Origin of the sequence: Salinarimonas ramus (genome assembly GCF_014645695.1) — a bacterium.
In the GTDB taxonomy this organism is placed as follows: Bacteria; Pseudomonadota; Alphaproteobacteria; order Rhizobiales; family Beijerinckiaceae; genus Salinarimonas; species Salinarimonas ramus.
In genome coordinates this window covers 172841-188975 of the sequence record NZ_BMMF01000010.1, presented here as the reverse complement: position 1 = coordinate 188975, position 16135 = coordinate 172841, and the positions used below count along the sequence as shown (strand labels likewise).

Here is a 16135-nt window from a genome sequence, read left to right as displayed (position 1 = left end):
CGTTCCGGCCGACCCACTCGTTAGGCGGCGACGATGACGATGGTACGACATCCAGATGACTAGACGTCTATGTCACCAAACATTCATCTCGCCGCAATCCCGCTGTCGCACGGCTCTGCCTTGATGCCGGCGTCGCGCCCCGCCGACGCATCATCAGGGAGAGCCACCATGCATACGAGAGCGCCCCTCCGTCTTCTCGCCGCCGCGGCAATCGCCGGCCTCGCCACCCTCGCGCCGGCCGGCGCGCAGGAGACCATCCGCTTCGCCGTCACCGACGTCGACGGCCTGGAGAACCTGCAGCGCGAGTTCGGCCCCTTCGTCGAGGCCTTCGAGGAGAAGTCCGGCCTCTCGGTCGCGTTCTTCCCTGTCTCCGGCCGCACGGCGGCGGTGGAGGCCATGGCGGCCGATCAGGTCGACTTCGTGCTCACGGGCCCTGCCGAATACGTCGTCTTCAACGCGCGCCTGGGTGCCGAGCCCGTGGTCGGCTGGCAGCGTCCCGACTATTTCGCGCAGATCGTCGTCCTCGCCGACGGCCCGATCAAGACGCCCGAGGACCTGAAGGGCACCACCGTCTCCTTCGGCGAGATCGGCTCCACCTCCCAGCATCTCGGGCCGGCTCAGGCGCTCGCCGATCTCGGCCTCGCCTATGGTGAGGATTACGAGCCGATCTTCGTCAACCGCAACGTCGCCGTCGAGGCGCTCAAGCGCGGCGACATCGGCGGCATCGGCATGAACTTCACCCATCTCACCCGCATCCGCGAGGCTTTCCCGGAGGTGGGCTTCACCGTCGTCGCCCGCGGGCGCGACCTGCCCAACGACATCCTGCTGGCGAGCCCGGAGGTCGACGACGCGGTCGTCGAGCAGGTGCGCGCCACCTTCTTGGAGCACGGCGCCGAGCTGATGCGCGCCGTCGTGGAGACCACCGACGACAATCGCAAGTACGCCGGCGGCGTGTTCCTGCCGCAGATCGTCGACACCGACTACGATTACGTGCGCGAGATGTACGAGACGATCGGCATCCGCGAGTTCCTCGAGTTCGTCGGCGAGTGATGATCGTCGCGCCCGACGCGAGCGCCATCCGGGTCACGAAGCTCGTCAAGAGCTTCGGGCCCGACCGGCGCATCGCCGACGGCCTCGACCTCGCCGTCGCGCGGGGCGAGGCGGTCTCGATCATCGGCGCCAACGGCGCCGGCAAGTCGACGCTGCTGCGCCTGCTCGTCGGCCTCGTGCCGCCGGACGACGGCGAGGTCCATCTCCTCGGCGCGCCGGTGACGCGGCTGAAGGGGAGGGCGCTCGCCGCCTCGCGGGCCCGTGTGGGGTTCGTGTTCCAGAAGCACAATCTCGTCTCGCGGCTCTCGGCGCTCTCGAACGTGCTCCACGGCGTGCAGGCGCGCCGAGCCGGGCCGCGGACCTGGCACCAGGCGCTGGCGCGACGGGAGGACCGGGAGGAGGCGATGGCCTGCCTCGACGCGGTCGGCCTCGCCGATCTCGCCCGCCAGCGGGTCGATTCGCTCTCGGGCGGCCAGTCGCAGCGCGTCGCCGTCGCCCGCATGCTGATGCAGCGCCCCGAGCTCGTGCTGGCCGACGAGCCGGACGCCAGTCTCGATCCGCGCGCCGGCGCGGAGGTGATGGGGCTCCTCGCACGTCTGTCGCGGGAGAAGGGGCTCACCCTCGTCTTCGTCTCGCACCATATGGCGCACGCCGTCGCCTTCGCCGATCGCGTGGTGGGGCTCGCCGGAGGGCGCGTCGCCCTCGACGAACGTGCCGCGACCTCGGACCCGGATCGCCTCGCCGCCTTCTTCGACGAGCCTCCGCCTGCCCCGGGCGACGCGGTGTCGGCGTCGCTTCCCCTTCAGCGCATCGGAGCCGCATCGTGAGCCTCGCGACCTCCCCCACGACGCGGCGCCCGCCCGAGCGCTTCGAGCGCCCCGGCGCGCTGCGTTTCCTCCTCTATGCCGGGCTCGTCGCCTTCGTGGTGTGGGGCTTCTCGGGCTCGGGCCTCTCCGCGGAGAAGCTCGTGCGCGGGCTGCCCTCGCTCGGGTCGATGCTGGAGCGGATGTTCCGGCCCTCGCTCGATCGCATCGACCGCATCCTCGAGAGCCTGCTCGTCACCTTCCAGATGGCGATCGCCGGCTGCGCGCTCGGCCTCGTCCTGTCGCTGCCGCTGGCGATCCTCGCTACCGACGGGCTCTCGCCGCATCCCGTCGTGCGCGGTCTCGCGCGCGGGCTCATCGCCTTCTTCCGCACGGTGCCCGATCTCGTCTGGGCCCTCGTCTTCGTCATCGCGGTGGGGCTCGGCCCGGCGGCGGGTGTGCTCGCCATCATGGTCGACACGATCGGCTTCGCCGGGCGCTTCTTCGCGGAGGCGATGGAGGAGACCGACAAGGGCCCCCGCGAGGCGCTCTCGGCCATGGGCGCGCGGCGGATGGGAGTGATCTTCTCCGCCGTCGTGCCGGACGCGATGCCGAGCTTCGTCGCCACCTCGCTCTTCTGCCTGGAGAAGGCGACGCGCTCCTCCGTGGTGCTGGGACTCGTCGGCGCCGGCGGCATCGGCGTCGAGCTGAAGGTCGCCTTCGACCTCTTCGACTACGACACGGCGGCGACGATCATCCTCGTCGTCTTCGCCCTCGTCGTTCTCGTCGAGCAGGCGGGCGCTGTGCTCAGGCGCCGGATCATCTGAACGGGGGAGCCGTGCGCGCCGACCCATCCCGCCCGCGGTTGCCGTCACGCGGCGGGAGCCTTATGTGCGGGACACCGCGCGCATCCGCGCGCACCGAGAATAACGGCCCAGGAGAGGTATCATGTCCTTCGAGCTTCCCCCCCTGCCTTACGCCTACGACGCGCTCTCGCCGTACATGTCGGCCGAGACGCTCGAATTCCATCACGACAAGCATCACAATGCCTACGTGACGACGGGCAACAAGCTGCTCGAGGGCTCGGAGCTTTCGGGCAAGTCGCTGGAGGAGATCGTCAAGGGCTCGTACGGCACGAACCAGGCGCTCTTCAACAATGCCGGCCAGCACTACAACCACCTCCATTTCTGGAACTGGATGAAGCCCAATGGCGGCGGCTCCATTCCTGGCGCGCTCGAGAAGAAGATCGTCGAGGATCTCGGCGGCGTCGAGAAGATGAAGGAGGACTTCGTCGCGGCGGGCGTGGGCCAGTTCGGCTCCGGCTGGTGCTGGGTCGCCGTCAAGGACGGCAAGCTCGCCATCATGAAGACCCCCAACGGCGAGAGCCCGCTCGTCCACGGCGCGACGCCGATCCTCGGCTGCGACGTGTGGGAGCACTCCTACTACATCGACTACCGCAACCGTCGCCCGGACTACATCAAGGCCTTCCTCGACCACCTGGTGAACTGGGAATACGTCGAGAAGCTCTACAACGAGGCCGCCTGAGCGCCTCCGCGCCAGCGACGACGACCGGACGGGGCCCTTCGCGGGCCCCGTTCTCGTTTCAGGTGGCGTAGAGCGCGAGCAGGAGGGGCAGCGTCACCAGCGCCACGAAGAGCGAGGCGATGATCGCCACCGAGGTCTCGTCCTCGAGATGCTGGTACTTCGAGGCGAAGACGAACACGCCCGCCCCGATCGGCTGGGCCGCCATGATGAGCGCCGCGACGAACCACGGGTCGCTCGTGTCCATGCCGAGCCCGTAGATCGCCACGACGAAGGTGACGAGGGGCTGGATCACGACCTTGATGCCGATGAGCGGCAGGATGCGCCCGATGCGCTTCGCGTCGAGGAGCGCGGACGCGTCGAGCTGGGCGAGGCCGAGCCCGAGCGCGAAGAGGGCGGTGGGGCCCGCCGCGGCGCCGAGGAAATCCGCGAAGAGCGACACCGAGCGCGGGATCGGGACGCCCGCGACGCTCACCAGCACGCCGGCGACGACGGCCACCGTGAGAGGGTTCGTCAGCGTCGCCTTGAGCGCGCCCGCGACGGCGGCGCCCGTGCCCGTGCCCGTGCTCTTGGCGCCGTCGCGCCGGGCGAGGAGGTCGTTGATGAGGATCACCGTCATGATGACGGGGACGTTGTGCAGAATCGTCGCGATGGCCGCGGGCACCGCCGCGCCGACGCCGAGCGCGGTGATGAGGATCGGCACGCCCATGTAGCCGGTGGTGCCGTAGGAGGCCGCCATCGCGGGGATCGCCGCGTTCGGCATCCGCGTGCCGCCGGCGCGCGCCGCGAGCGCGCCGAGCACGAAGGCGACGGCGATTCCCGCCAGCGTCGCGCCCATGAAGCTCCATTGCTGCAGTTCCGCCGGATCGGCCCGCGCCACGGCGATGAAGAGCAGCGCCGGCAGCGCGCCGTACAGGACGTATTCGTTCAGGAGGCGCGTGCCCGCCTTGTCGACGCCCCGCCACAGGGCGAACAAGTAGCCTGCGAGGATGACGGCGAAGATGGGCGCGACGATCTCGAGCATGCAGCGTGTCTCCGGTGCGGGACGAACCTCCGCCCCGTGCGTGCGAACGGCGGACGCGAGGGCCCGCCGTTCCGGGTTCTGGATGGAATGGTGGACGTCACATCGCGAGCGCTTTCGCCCGCTCCACGGCGACGTCCTCGAACAGGATACCGTCGCCGTAGAGCGCCTCGAGACTGCCGATCAGGCTCTCGTAGGCGCTGCGCTTGGCCCGATAGACCTCGTCCATCTCCGCGTGCAGCGCGTCGCGGAAGGGTGCGAGGGCGTTGGTCTCGTCGGGGGCGGGGCGGTCGGCCCGGCGCAGCACGTCGCGCAGGGTCTGGTCGTGCGTGCCGACGTCCGTCAGGAACTTGCGCGCGCGCCGCTCCGAGCCGAGATAGTCCGGGATGTTCGCCACACCGAGATTCTCCCAGTTCACGATCTTGCCGGTGATCGGCCGATAGACGTTGGGTACGACGAGGAACGTGTCCTCGGCCGCGTAGCCGGTCTCGCGCACCGCGTCGTCGTCGAGGGCGAGGCCGCGGATGGTGATGTTCTTCTCCGCGAAGATCTTCATGAGGACCTCGATCGCCGGCAGGCCCGAGCGGTTGCCGAAGCCGGAGAAGCCGCCCTCGATCAGGTCGAAGCCGTGATAGATCGAGGCGAGCGCGTTCTGCAGGCCGAGCCCCTTGTCGTCGTGGGCGTGCACGCAGAAATGCACGTTCTGATAGTCGTGCCGCAGGTTGGCCGCCAGCACCGCCATGGTCTCCGGGTAGCAGACGCCGAGCGAATCGTTGATGCGCACGGTGTCGATGCCGAGCGCGAGCGAGCGGTCGATCTGGCGAGTGATGTGCGCGTAGGCCTTCTCGTCGACGCCGGAGGAGAAGTTGTTGAGCAGGCTGACGCGGAACTTGGTGAAGCCGATGGCGCGGAACTTCTCGCAGGCGCGCTCGAACAGCTTCTCCTCCGACTTGTGGTCCACCATGCCGAAGCTGATGCAGACCTGATGCTTGTAAGCGTCCGGGAAGCGGCTGAAGCGCTCGAGCAGCGGCTCCCAGCAATTCAGGAGCAGGATGAACGCGAGCTCGACGCCCTCGGCGGCGCCGTCGCGGTCGAGCTCCGCGAGGATGTCCGCCATCAGATCGGGATCGGTCGGCGCGGAGCCGAAGACGACGTTTCGCACGCCGGTCTCGACGATGCGGCGGGTGAGGGCGGCCTTACGCGAGGCGGGAATCGAGAACGGGCAGCGCTCGGCGCCCTCGCGCATCGTCTCGTCGAGAAGGCCGACGAGCTCGAAATTGTCGTAACGGGGAATGTGGCCGGACGGATAGGACAGGTTCATGGCGCGACCTCGTTGAGGGGTGATGCTGCACCGCAATAAGGGCCACGCTTGCAACCGATAGTCAACAAATGCACTCGCTCGTTGTTTAGGCGCTAAATGCGCATTCGTGCATCAATTGCACTGGAGTCAATCATAGTGCTAAGAGTTGCCTAACGTCAAGTCTCTGCCGTTCACCCGCGAAGCCGGCGCGCTGCGCGCCGGGAAATCGCGTCGGCCGTCCATCCGCCGCTTGAATGCAGCGCAAAAATCGTCACCCTAGCGCCGTCGAAACCGCGAGGAGGGGCTCCATGGCTGTCGAGCACGGCATCGCGATCGGTGCGGCGGACCGCGCCGAGGAGAAGGATCAGGCGCTGTGGGAGGACATCCGCCTGCTCGGGCGCATCCTCGGGGACACGGTGCGTTCGCAGGAGGGCGAGGCCACGTTCGATCTCGTCGAGCGCATCCGCCAGACGAGCCTGCGTTTCCATCGCGACGACGACGTCGGCGCTCGTAGTGAGCTGCAGACGATCCTGGATGCGCTCTCGCGCGATTCGAGCCTGCAGATCATCCGGGCCTTCTCGTATTTCTCGCACCTCGCCAACATCGCCGAGGACCAGCACCGTCATCGGCGCTCGCGGGCGCACGCGCAGGCGCGCTCGGCGCCGCGGGACGGGACGCTCGCGCGCACCATCGCGCTGTGCAAGGAGGCGGGCCTCTCGCGCGCCGATGTCGAGCGCTTCTTCGAGGGCTCGGAGATCTCCCCGGTCCTGACGGCGCATCCCACCGAGGTGCGCCGCAAGTCCACCATCGATCGCGAGATGGAGGTGGCGCGGCTCCTCAAGGAGCGCGACACGGGCCTGCTCACCCCCGAGGAGGTCTCGGAGAACGAGGAGGAGATGCGCCGCGCCGTGCTGGCGCTGTGGCAGACCTCCGTCCTGCGCGGCGTGCGGCTTCGCGTCATCGACGAGGTGGTCAACGCGCTCTCCTACTACGACGACACCTTCCTCGTGGAGATTCCGCGTCTATACGGCGCGCTCGAGGACGCGCTCGGGGCCGAGGGGCTCGGGGCGGGAGCGGAGCTGCCGCCCTTCCTGCGCATGGGCTCATGGATCGGCGGGGATCGCGACGGCAACCCCTTCGTCACGGCCGCCGTGCTGCGCGAGGCGCTGCATCTGCAGAGCCGCAAGGCGCTGGCGCACCATCTCGCCGAGATCGAGACGCTCTCCACCGAGCTGCCCCTCGACGAGCGGCTCGTCGGCGTCTCCGACGAGGTGCGGGCGCTGGCGGAGGGTTCGCCCGAGACCTCGGTCTTTCGCCAGAACGAGCCCTATCGCCGGGCGCTGGCGCACGTCCACGCGCGGCTGTGCGCCACGGCGCTAAACCTCGGCCACGCCGATCTCTGCCGCACACCGGTGGGGGAGGGGATCGAGGCCTACGCGACCGCGCAGGCGCTGGGCGAGGATCTCGACCGGGTGCACCGCTCCCTCGTCGCCAACGGCTCGGGGGCGCTCGCCCGCGGGCGGCTGCGGCGGCTGCGCCGCGCGGTGTCGGTCTTCGGCTTCCACCTCGCGACGATCGACCTGCGGCAGAACTCGGACGTGCACGAGCGCACCATCGCGGAGCTGCTCGCCGTCGCCCAGCCCGGGCTCGACTATCTGGCGATGTCCGAGGAGCATCGCATCGCCGTGCTCACGGCGGAGATGAAGAGCCCGCGTCCGCTCTTCTCGCCGCACGTCGCCTATTCCGAGAAGACCGCCTCCGAGCTCGCCATCGTGCGCGAGGCCGCGGCCGCGCGGGAGCGCTACGGCCCGGCGGCTCTGCGCCACTACGTCATCTCCAAGGCCGATTCCGTCTCCGACGTGCTCGAGGTCGCGATCCTCCTCAAGGAAGCGGGGCTCCTGCGCCCGCTCGAGGGCGTGCTCGACATGGACATCGTGCCGCTCTTCGAGACGATCGGCGACCTGCAGGCGTCCGCCCGGATCATGGCGGAGCTGTTCTCGGTGTTCGAGTATCGCGCGCTGCTGGAAACCCGCGGCAAGACCCAGGAGGTCATGCTCGGCTACTCGGATTCGAACAAGGACGGCGGCTTCCTCACCTCGAACTGGGAGCTCTACAAGGCCGAGATCGCCCTCGTGCGCGTCTTCCGCGAGACCGGGGTGCGGCTGCGGCTCTTCCACGGCCGCGGCGGCACGGTCGGTCGCGGCGGCGGGCCGTCCTACCAGGCGATCCTCGCCCAGCCCGGCGGCGCCGTGCAGGGCTCGATCCGCATCACCGAGCAGGGCGAGGTGATCGCCGCGAAATACGCCACCCCCGAGCTCGGGCGCCGCAACCTCGAGATCATCGCGTCGGCCACCATGGAGGCGAGCCTCCTGCACGGGGACGATCCCGCCCCGCGCGACGCCTATCTCAAGGTGATGGAGGATCTCTCCGCGCGCGCCTTCCAGGCCTATCGCGCCCTCGTCTACGAGACGCCCGGCTTCGAGGATTATTTCTGGGAGACGACCGTCATCGGCGAGATCGCGAACCTCAACATCGGCTCGCGTCCCGCCTCGCGCACGAACTCGCGCAAGATCGAGGATCTGCGCGCCATCCCCTGGGTGTTCGGCTGGTCGCAATCGCGGCTGATGCTGCCGGGCTGGTACGGCTTCGGGACGGCGGTGGAGGGCTTCCTCGCCGAGGATCCCACGCGGCTCGAGACTTTGCGCGAGATGCACCGGGAATGGCCGTTCTTCCAGACGCTGCTGTCCAACATGGACATGGTGCTGGCGAAGTCGAACATCGCCATCGCCTCGCGCTACGCCGGGCTCGTCTCCGACCGGGAGCTGGCGGAGCGCATCTTCCCGCGGGTACGCGAGGAATGGAGCCGCTCCATCGACAAGCTGCTGGCCATATCCGGTCAGGCGGCGTTGCTCGAGCGCAACCCGCTGCTCGCCCGCTCCATCCGAAATCGCTTCCCGTATTTGGACCCGCTCAACCATTTGCAGGTAGAGCTTCTGCGTCGCCACCGCGCGGGCGACGCCGACGCACGCGTGACACAGGGAATCCATATGACCATCAACGGGGTCGCCGCGGGCTTGAGGAATTCCGGCTGACGTCGTCTCCTGCCGCCAGCGCGGCCGACGAGAGAGAGACGCCGCGGCCAGGAGGAGACGAGACGTGAGCGACGAGAGACTCGAGAAGGGGCTCGCCAACCGCAAGGCGGTGCTCGGCGAGGCGCATGTGGAACGCTCCTTCGCCAAGGCGGGCACCTTCGCCACGCCCTGGCAGGACTTCGTGACCCGCACCGCCTGGCACGACGTGTGGAACGACGAGACGCTGCCGTGGAAGACGCGCTCGATGATCGTGCTCACGATCACGACCGCCATGCACCGGGAGGAGGAGTTCAAGCTCCACCTACCGCCCGCGCTGAAGAACGGCGTCACGCTCGAGGAGCTTCGCGCGCTCCTCATGCAGTGCGCCGTCTATGCCGGCGTGCCCGCCGCCAACGCCGCCTTCCGCTGGGTGCGCGAGGTGCTCGGCGACGAGGCCGACGCGCTCGGCCGGCCGGGAGACGGTTGACGGCGCAACTAATATCATGCTGACTCGCTGCCGAGGTCGTATGCGCACGAACGATCCGGGGGGATCGCCTGCGCGACCGAAGCCGAAGCCCGAGTAACGGGCCGTCCAGAGGGAGAGGTCTTGAACATGCCCAGGAGCGTATCTCCGCATCTCGCGCTCGCCGCCTTCGCGACGGCGCTCACCGCGTCGACGATGCTCGTCGCGCCCGCCGCCGCGCAGGAGGTGACGCTGCGCGTCCACCACTTCCTGCCCGCCGCCTCGCAGGCCCACCAGAACTGGCTCGAGCCCTGGGCCGAGAAGGTCGAGGCCGATTCCGAGGGTCGCATCGCGGTGGAGATCTTCCCGGCGATGCAGCTCGGCGGGCGCCCGCCGCAGCTCTACGATCAGGCCCGCGACGGCATCGTCGACGTGGTCTGGACCCTCGCCGGCAACACGCCGGGCCGCTTCCCCTCGCTCGAGGCGATGGAGCTGCCCTTCGTGCCGCACGCCACGGGCGAGGTGACCAGCGCCGCCGCGCACGAGTTCTACGAGACGAACGCGCGCGACGAGCTGTCGGACGTGCACGTCCTCGCCGTCTTCGGCCACGGCCACGGCAACTTCTACACCCGCGAGAAGACCATCGAGCGGCCCGAGGACGTCGAGGGCATGACGATCCGTGTGCCCAACCGCGTCATCAACCAGACGCTCGCCAATCTCGGCGCCAACCCGCAGGGCATCCCCGCCCCGGGCGTGCCGGAGGCGCTCTCGCGCGGCGTCGTCCAGGGCGTGGTCTTCCCCTACGAGGTCGTGCCCGCGCTCAAGGTCAACGAGCTCACCGACAAGGTCGGCGCCTTCACCGGCGACCGCTCGCTGTACACGGCGGTGTTCCTGTTCGTCATGAACAAGGGCGTCTACGAGGGCATGTCGGACGAGAACAAGGCGGTGATCGACGCCAATTCCGGCCTCGAGCTCGCCCGCGAGACCGGCGCCAAGTGGGACGAGTGGGACCTCGTGGGCAAGGCGGCGATCGAGGAGACCGGCAACGAGATCACCCTCATCGAGGGCGAGGCGCTCGAAGCCTGGAAGGCCGCCGGCGAGCCCGTGATCCAGGCCTGGATCGAGGAGCAGAACGCCGCCGGTCGCGACGGAACGGCGCTGGTCCAGTCCGCCCGCGACCTCGTCGCCAAGCACGAATCCGCCGCGAACTGAGGTCGGCCGTGGACGCGACCGCGAAGCGGCCGAGCGCGGCGCTCGCCGCCATCGGCACCGTGCTCGAGCGTGTGTGCGGCGCCGTGGCCGTCATCGGCGGCGTCGCGCTGCTCGGCATGATCGTCGTCTCGGTGATCTCGATCTTCGGGCGCTCCATTCTGCCGGGGCTCGCGGGCTTCGTCGGGCTCGAGTTCCGCGCGGCCTCGATTCCCGGCGACGTCGAGCTCGTGCAGATCGGCACGGGCGTCGCGGTCTTCGCGTTCCTGCCGTTCTGCCAGCTCAGGCGCGGGAACGTCCTCGTCGACTTCTTCACGTCCGGCGCGCCGCTTCGCGTGCGCGCCGGGCTCGATCTCGTGGGCAACCTGATCTTCACGGCGCTCGCGGGGCTCATCGCCTGGCGCCTCGTCGCGGGGCTCCAGGACAAGATCGCCTACAACGACACGACCATGGTGCTGCGCCTGCCGGAGGCCTATCCCTTCGCCTTCGGCGTCGCCTGCGCCTGGCTCCTCGCGATCGTGTGCGCCTATACCGTCTGGCGCTCCGCCGAGGAGATCCGCACCGACCGGCCGATCGGGCCGCAAGACGTCGCAGAGCACTGAGGGGCCGACATGTCCAACGTGGCGCTGGGCGTCGTCTCCTTCGGGGTCCTGCTCGGGCTGCTCGTGATCCGCATCCCCATCGGCGTCGCCATGGCGGCGGTGGGGGCGGCGGGCTTCGTGTATCTCTCGGGCCTCACGCCCTTCCTCGCCTATTTGAAGCAGACGCCCTGGGAGGTGTTCGCCAACTACTCGCTGTCGGTGATCCCGCTCTTCCTCTTGATGGGGAACTTCGCGGCGCGCTCGGGGCTCTCGGCGAACCTCTACAAGGCGGCCAACGGCTTCCTCGGCCATTACAAGGGCGGGCTCGCGATGTCGTCGGTGGGCGCCTGCGCCGCCTTCGGCACGATCTGCGGCTCCTCGCTCGCGACCGCCGCCACGATGGGCCGCGTCGCGCTGCCCGAGATGCGCCGCTACGGCTATTCCGGGGCGCTCGCCACGGGCTCGATCGCGGCCGGCGGCACGCTCGGCATCCTCATCCCGCCCTCCGTCGTCCTCGTCATCTACGCGATCCTCACCCAGCAGAACATCGCCAAGATGTTCCTCGCCGCCGCCATCCCGGCGCTCCTCGCCGTCATCGGCTTCATGATCGCGGTGCGTGTCTACCTCGCGATCTCGCCCGGCAGCGGCCCGGCCTCGGAGCCGATCCCGTGGGGCGAGCGCATGGCGCGGCTCGGGCGGGTGTGGCCGGTCGTCGTCATCTTCCTCGCGGTCTTCGTGGGCATGAACGGGGAGGCGCTCTTCGGGCGCGCGCTGTTCACGCCCACGGAAGGCGCGGCGGTGGGCGCCTTCGGCACCTTCCTCGCCGCGATCACCTACGGGCACCTGCGCGTCTCGGAGGTCGTCGTCGTCCTGAAGGACACGGCGGTCCAGACGGCGATGATCTTCCTCATCCTGCTCGGCGCGGACTTCTACAACGCCTTTCTCGCACGAACGCAGATGCCCATCGTCGCCGGCGAGTGGATCGCCGGGCTTGGGCTCGCGCCCATCGTCGTGCTCCTCGTCCTCGTCGGGCTCTACCTCGTCATGGGCGCGATGATGGATTCGCTCTCCATGATCCTTTTGACGATCCCGATCTTCTTTCCGATCGTGATGGCGCTCGATTTCGGGCTCACGCCCGAGGAGACGGCGATCTGGTTCGGGATCGTCGTGCTCATCGTCGTGGAGCTGGGGTTGATAACGCCACCCGTGGGGCTGAACGTCTACATCATCAACGGCTTGGCCAAGGACGTTCCCATGTGGGACACGTTCAAGGGCGCTTCCGTCTTCCTCGCCGCCGAGATCGTGCGCGTGGGGCTGCTCATCGCCTTCCCCGTCGTGACGCTCTGGCTCGTGCGCTGAGCCGTCAGCCGGCGTCGCGCGGCTTCCTGTCCTTGCGGGTGAGGAACGCGTCCATGCGCGCCTGCGCCTCGCCGTCGGTCTGGACGTAGGAGGCCGCCAGCGCCTCCGTGAAGAGGCCCGCCGCCTGGGGCATGTCGGCGATCTCCTCGAGCGCGCCGATGATCATCTGGTTCGACAGCGGCGCGTTGCCGGCGACGTCCTCCGCCAGCGCCCGCGCGTCGGCGAGGCTCGCGCCCGGCGCGCTCAGGCGGTGTACGAGGCCGATGCGCAAAGCCTCCTCGGCTTCCACCTCGCGGCCCGTGAGCATCATCTCGGTGAGGCGGCTCGCGCCGATCAGCCGGCCGACGCGCACGGACGCGCCGCCGCCCACGAAGATGCCCCGGCGCGCCTCCGGCAGGCTGAAGCGCGCGCCGGGATCGGCGATGCGCAGATGCGCGGCGGCTGCGAGCTCGAGCCCCGCGCCGATGACGTGCCCCTGCAGAGCCGCGACGACGGGGATGCGCCCCGCGCGGACGGCCTGCGTCGCGCGATGCCACAGGCGCGAGACCGCCATGACCGCCTCGGGGCTGCGAGCGCGGTGCTCCGCGAGGTCGAGCCCCGCGCTGAAATGCTCGCCCTGCGCCTGCAGCACGGCCGCGCGCCATTCCGCGGGCGGATCCTCGAAGAGGGCGCCGATGCGCCTGATCATGGCCCCGTCGATCGCGTTTCGCTTCGCGGAACGCGCGAGCGACACGATGCCGACGACGCCCTCGGTTCGCACCTCGATGGCGGCGGCACGCACGGGCATGATGGTCACTCTCCGTCAACTTTACACACTGTGAAATAATCGCCACCCACGCCGCCATGTCAATGAAAGCCGGCTGTGCAAAGCGCACAGGCGTGATTGGCGGACCTTCTCGGGAGGTGCGGCGCGAGGGGTTCTTGACGCATGTGGTGAGCCGCCTCCATCCTTCCGGCGTTCCGGAGGCGCGCATGGCAGCATCCCCCGTCGCGATCCCGTATGGCGGCTATTGGTCGAGCCCGTTCGTGAAATGGCAGGGCGCGCTCGCCGACAGGCACGCGATCCGGCTCGCCGCGTTCACCGCCCGCGAGGCGCTCGCCGCGCGCGGCATCCCGCTCGACGCCATCGACCACGGCGTGCTGGGCACCAGCGTGCCTCAGCAGGGCGCCTTCTACGGCATGCCCTGGCTCGCGGGCATGATGGGCGCCGAGCGCGTCGCCGGCCCGACCATCGCCCAGGCCTGCGCCACGGGCGTGCGTATCGTCGCCTCCGCCGCCGACGAGGTCTCGAGCGGCCGCGCCGGCTGCGTCCTCGCGGTCGCGGCGGACCGCGTGTCGAACGGCCCGCACCTGATCTATCCGGATGCGCGCGCGCCCGGCGGCGCCGGGCGCCACGAGCATTGGGTGCTCGACAATTTCGAGCGCGATCCCTTCGCCGGCTGCGCCATGGTCGATACGGCGGAGAACGTCGCCCGGCGCATCGGCGCGACGCTCGAGGAGCAGCACGAGGTCGTCCTCGCCCGCGCCGCGCAGTACGAGGCTGCCCTCGCCGAGGACCGCGCCTTTCAGCGCCGCTACATGCTGCTGCCCTTCCCCGTCCCCGACCGCCGATTCGCCGGCGTCGCCGAGACGATCGAGGGCGATGTCGGCATCTACCCGACGAGCCCCGAGAAGCTCGCGCGCCTCGCGCCGGTGCGCGAGGGCGGCACGGTGACCCTCGCCGCGCAGACCCATCCCGCCGACGGCAACGCCGGCATGATCGTCACGAGCGTCGAGCGGGCGCGCGACCTGTCCGCCCGCCCGGAGATCTCCATCACGCCCGTCGCCTTCGGCCAGTCCCGCGAGGAGAAGGGCTACATGCCCGCCGCGCCCATCGAGGCGACGCGCCGGGCGCTCGCCGCGGCGGGGATCGGCATCGAGGCGATCGACGCCGTCAAGTCGCACAACCCGTTCGCGATAAACGATCTCGCCTTCGCGCGGGCTTTCGGCATAGACTGGCGGCGGATGAACAATTTCGGCTGCTCCCTGATCTACGGTCATCCCCAGGCGCCCACGGCGCTGCGCGGCGTGATCGAGCTGATCGAGGAGCTCGTCGCGCGGGGAGGGGGCATGGGCCTGTTCCAGGGGTGCGCCGCCGGCGACAGCGCGATGGCGCTCGTGCTGCGTGTGGAGGACGGCCGGGCATGACCCTCCCGCAGGTCCACGACACCGTCGTCCACATGCTGGCCGCCGCCTTCGCGGCCGCGCCCGAGCGGGAGGCGATGGTCTGCGGCTCCGAGCGCGTGCCCTACGCGCGCTACGCGGCGGCGGTGGAGGGCTTCGCCCGCGAGCTGAGCGAGCAGGGCGTCGCGGGCGAGCGCGTGGCGATCCTGATGCCGAACTCGGTGGACTTCCCCGTCGCCCTCCTCGCCGCCTTCGCGGCGGGGGCGCAGGTGGCGCCGCTCAACCCCGCCTACACCGTCCACGAGCTGCGCCCCGTGCTCGCCGACGCCGCGCCGCGCCTCGTCCTCGCCGCACCCGACGTCGCGGAGCGGATCGCGCCGCTCTGCGCCGAGCTCGGCCTGCCCGCGCCGCTCGCCGTCGGCCCCGGCGCACGCCGGCTCGTCGAGATCGCGGGCGACCCTGCGGCGCTCGTCATGCCCGATCCCGACGCGCTCGGCCTCCTGCAATATACCGGCGGGACCACGGGCGTACCCAAGGGCGTCGACCTCACGCACCGCGCGCTCGCCATCAACGTTTCGCAGCGCGAGGCGATCGTGTCGACGACGCCGGACGAGGAGCGCGCGCTCGTCATCACGCCGCTCTACCACGCCTACGCCATGGCGATGGGCCTCATGCTCGCGCTCTATTCGCGCGGCACCATGGTGCTCCTGCCGCGCTATTCGCCGGAGGCCGCGCTCGCCATGATCGAGGCGGAGCGCGTCACGTTCTTCGGTGGCAGTCCGACGATCTACCACGGGCTTCTCGCCTGCCCGCGGGTGACGCGCACCGACTTCTCGACGCTGGCTCTGTGCTTCTCCGGCGCCTCCGCGCTGCCGGAGGCGACGTTGCGGCGCTGGATGGAGCTCACCGGCGCCTCGCTCTGCGAGGGCTACGGGCAGACGGAGGCCGGTCCGGTCCTCGCCGCGAATCCGCGCGCGGGGCCGCACGTCGCGGGCTCGGTCGGCGTGCCGCTGCCGCTCACCGAGATCGAGATCGTCGATCCCGCGACGGGGGAGGGGCCTCTGCCCCGGGGCGAGGCGGGCGAGATCCGTGCACGCGGCCCGCAGGTCATGCGCGGCTATCGCAACCGCCCCGAGGAGACCGCCGAGGCGCTGCGCGACGGCTGGCTCCACACCGGCGACATCGGCGCCTTTCGGCCCGACGGCACGCTCGAGATCCGCGATCGCAAGAAGGACATGGCGATCGTCTCGGGCTTCAACGTCTATCCTCGCGAGATCGAGGAGGCGCTCCTCACCCATCCCGCGGTGGCGGAGGCTGCGGCCTACGCGGTGCCCGACGCGCGCAAGGGCGAGGTGATCCACGCCTGCGTGGTCGCGCAGGGGACGGACGTGGCCTCGCTCGAGGCGCATCTCGCCGAGCGCCTCGTGCGCTACAAGCTCCCGGCCGAGCTGATGCTCGTGCCGGCCATTCCGAAGACCGCCATCGGCAAGATCGACAAGGCGGCCCTCAAGGCCGCGGCCGCCTCGCGCCGCGCCTCGTGATCTCCAGGGTGTGGAAAGAAGAAAGGGACCAG

General features: G+C 69.9%; 14 protein-coding genes. 11 read left to right on the top strand and 3 right to left on the bottom strand.

Annotated elements, in window-relative coordinates; translation table 11 throughout:
• Positions 1-168 precede the first annotated feature (168 nt).
• The 4 genes from IEX89_RS17060 to IEX89_RS17045 all read left to right on the top strand — a co-directional run bounded on the left by IEX89_RS17060 (position 169) and on the right by IEX89_RS17045 (position 3398).
• On the top strand, positions 169-1050 hold the full coding sequence (locus IEX89_RS17060; RefSeq protein WP_188914453.1) for a PhnD/SsuA/transferrin family substrate-binding protein: 882 nt from the start codon (positions 169-171) through the stop codon (positions 1048-1050).
• Positions 1050-1877 carry a phosphonate ABC transporter ATP-binding protein gene (locus IEX89_RS17055; RefSeq protein ID WP_188914452.1) on the top strand — a complete coding sequence of 276 codons (828 nt, stop codon included), beginning with the start codon at positions 1050-1052 and terminating at the stop codon, positions 1875-1877. Before IEX89_RS17060 ends, IEX89_RS17055 begins: the two co-directional genes overlap by 1 nt.
• The gene (phnE, locus tag IEX89_RS17050) at positions 1874-2680 is read left to right on the top strand and encodes a phosphonate ABC transporter, permease protein PhnE (RefSeq protein ID WP_188914451.1); all 807 of its coding nucleotides are present in this window, start codon (positions 1874-1876) and stop codon (positions 2678-2680) included. The genes IEX89_RS17055 and phnE overlap by 4 nt, the downstream gene beginning before the upstream one ends.
• A 121-nt stretch (positions 2681-2801) precedes the next feature.
• The gene (locus tag IEX89_RS17045; protein WP_188914450.1) at positions 2802-3398 is read left to right on the top strand and encodes a superoxide dismutase; all 597 of its coding nucleotides are present in this window, start codon (positions 2802-2804) and stop codon (positions 3396-3398) included.
• Between the two features lie 58 nt (positions 3399-3456).
• Here the strand turns inward: IEX89_RS17045 and IEX89_RS17040 are convergent, their stop codons facing one another.
• A complete protein-coding gene (locus IEX89_RS17040) occupies positions 3457-4419 on the bottom strand; it encodes an AEC family transporter (protein WP_188914449.1) in 963 nt (320 codons plus the stop codon).
• 97 nt (positions 4420-4516) lie between these two features.
• On the bottom strand, positions 4517-5737 hold the full coding sequence (locus IEX89_RS17035; protein ID WP_188914448.1) for a hydroxymethylglutaryl-CoA lyase-like TIM-barrel protein: 1221 nt from the start codon (positions 5735-5737) through the stop codon (positions 4517-4519).
• Between the two features lie 287 nt (positions 5738-6024).
• Between IEX89_RS17035 and ppc the strand changes: the two genes are divergently transcribed.
• From ppc to IEX89_RS17010, 5 genes are all read left to right on the top strand, one after another.
• Positions 6025-8808, top strand: coding sequence for a phosphoenolpyruvate carboxylase (gene ppc / locus IEX89_RS17030; protein WP_188914447.1), 2784 nt, complete (start codon positions 6025-6027; stop codon positions 8806-8808).
• Between the two features lie 64 nt (positions 8809-8872).
• Positions 8873-9274, top strand: coding sequence for a carboxymuconolactone decarboxylase family protein (locus IEX89_RS17025; RefSeq protein ID WP_188914446.1), 402 nt, complete (start codon positions 8873-8875; stop codon positions 9272-9274).
• A gap of 126 nt (positions 9275-9400) precedes the next feature.
• Positions 9401-10462 (top strand): TRAP transporter substrate-binding protein, encoded by a 1062-nt coding sequence (locus IEX89_RS17020; protein ID WP_188914445.1) that lies wholly within the window; start codon positions 9401-9403, stop codon positions 10460-10462.
• Between the two features lie 8 nt (positions 10463-10470).
• Positions 10471-11061 carry a TRAP transporter small permease gene (locus IEX89_RS17015; RefSeq protein ID WP_188914444.1) on the top strand — a complete coding sequence of 197 codons (591 nt, stop codon included), beginning with the start codon at positions 10471-10473 and terminating at the stop codon, positions 11059-11061.
• A 9-nt stretch (positions 11062-11070) separates the two neighbouring features.
• Entirely contained in the window at positions 11071-12399 is a 1329-nt protein-coding gene (locus tag IEX89_RS17010) for a TRAP transporter large permease (RefSeq protein ID WP_188914443.1), read from the top strand.
• Positions 12400-12403: 4 nt separating this feature from the next.
• On the opposite strand, the gene IEX89_RS17005 is transcribed toward IEX89_RS17010, so the two are convergent.
• Positions 12404-13186: a crotonase/enoyl-CoA hydratase family protein gene (locus tag IEX89_RS17005; protein WP_188914442.1), complete on the bottom strand. Its 783-nt coding sequence runs from the start codon at positions 13184-13186 to the stop codon at positions 12404-12406.
• 185 nt (positions 13187-13371) lie between these two features.
• Between IEX89_RS17005 and IEX89_RS17000 the strand changes: the two genes are divergently transcribed.
• Complete coding sequence (locus IEX89_RS17000; protein WP_188914441.1) at positions 13372-14586, top strand: thiolase family protein; 1215 nt, start codon at positions 13372-13374, stop codon at positions 14584-14586.
• Complete coding sequence (locus IEX89_RS16995; protein WP_188914440.1) at positions 14583-16103, top strand: AMP-binding protein; 1521 nt, start codon at positions 14583-14585, stop codon at positions 16101-16103. Before IEX89_RS17000 ends, IEX89_RS16995 begins: the two co-directional genes overlap by 4 nt.
• Positions 16104-16135 lie beyond the last annotated feature (32 nt).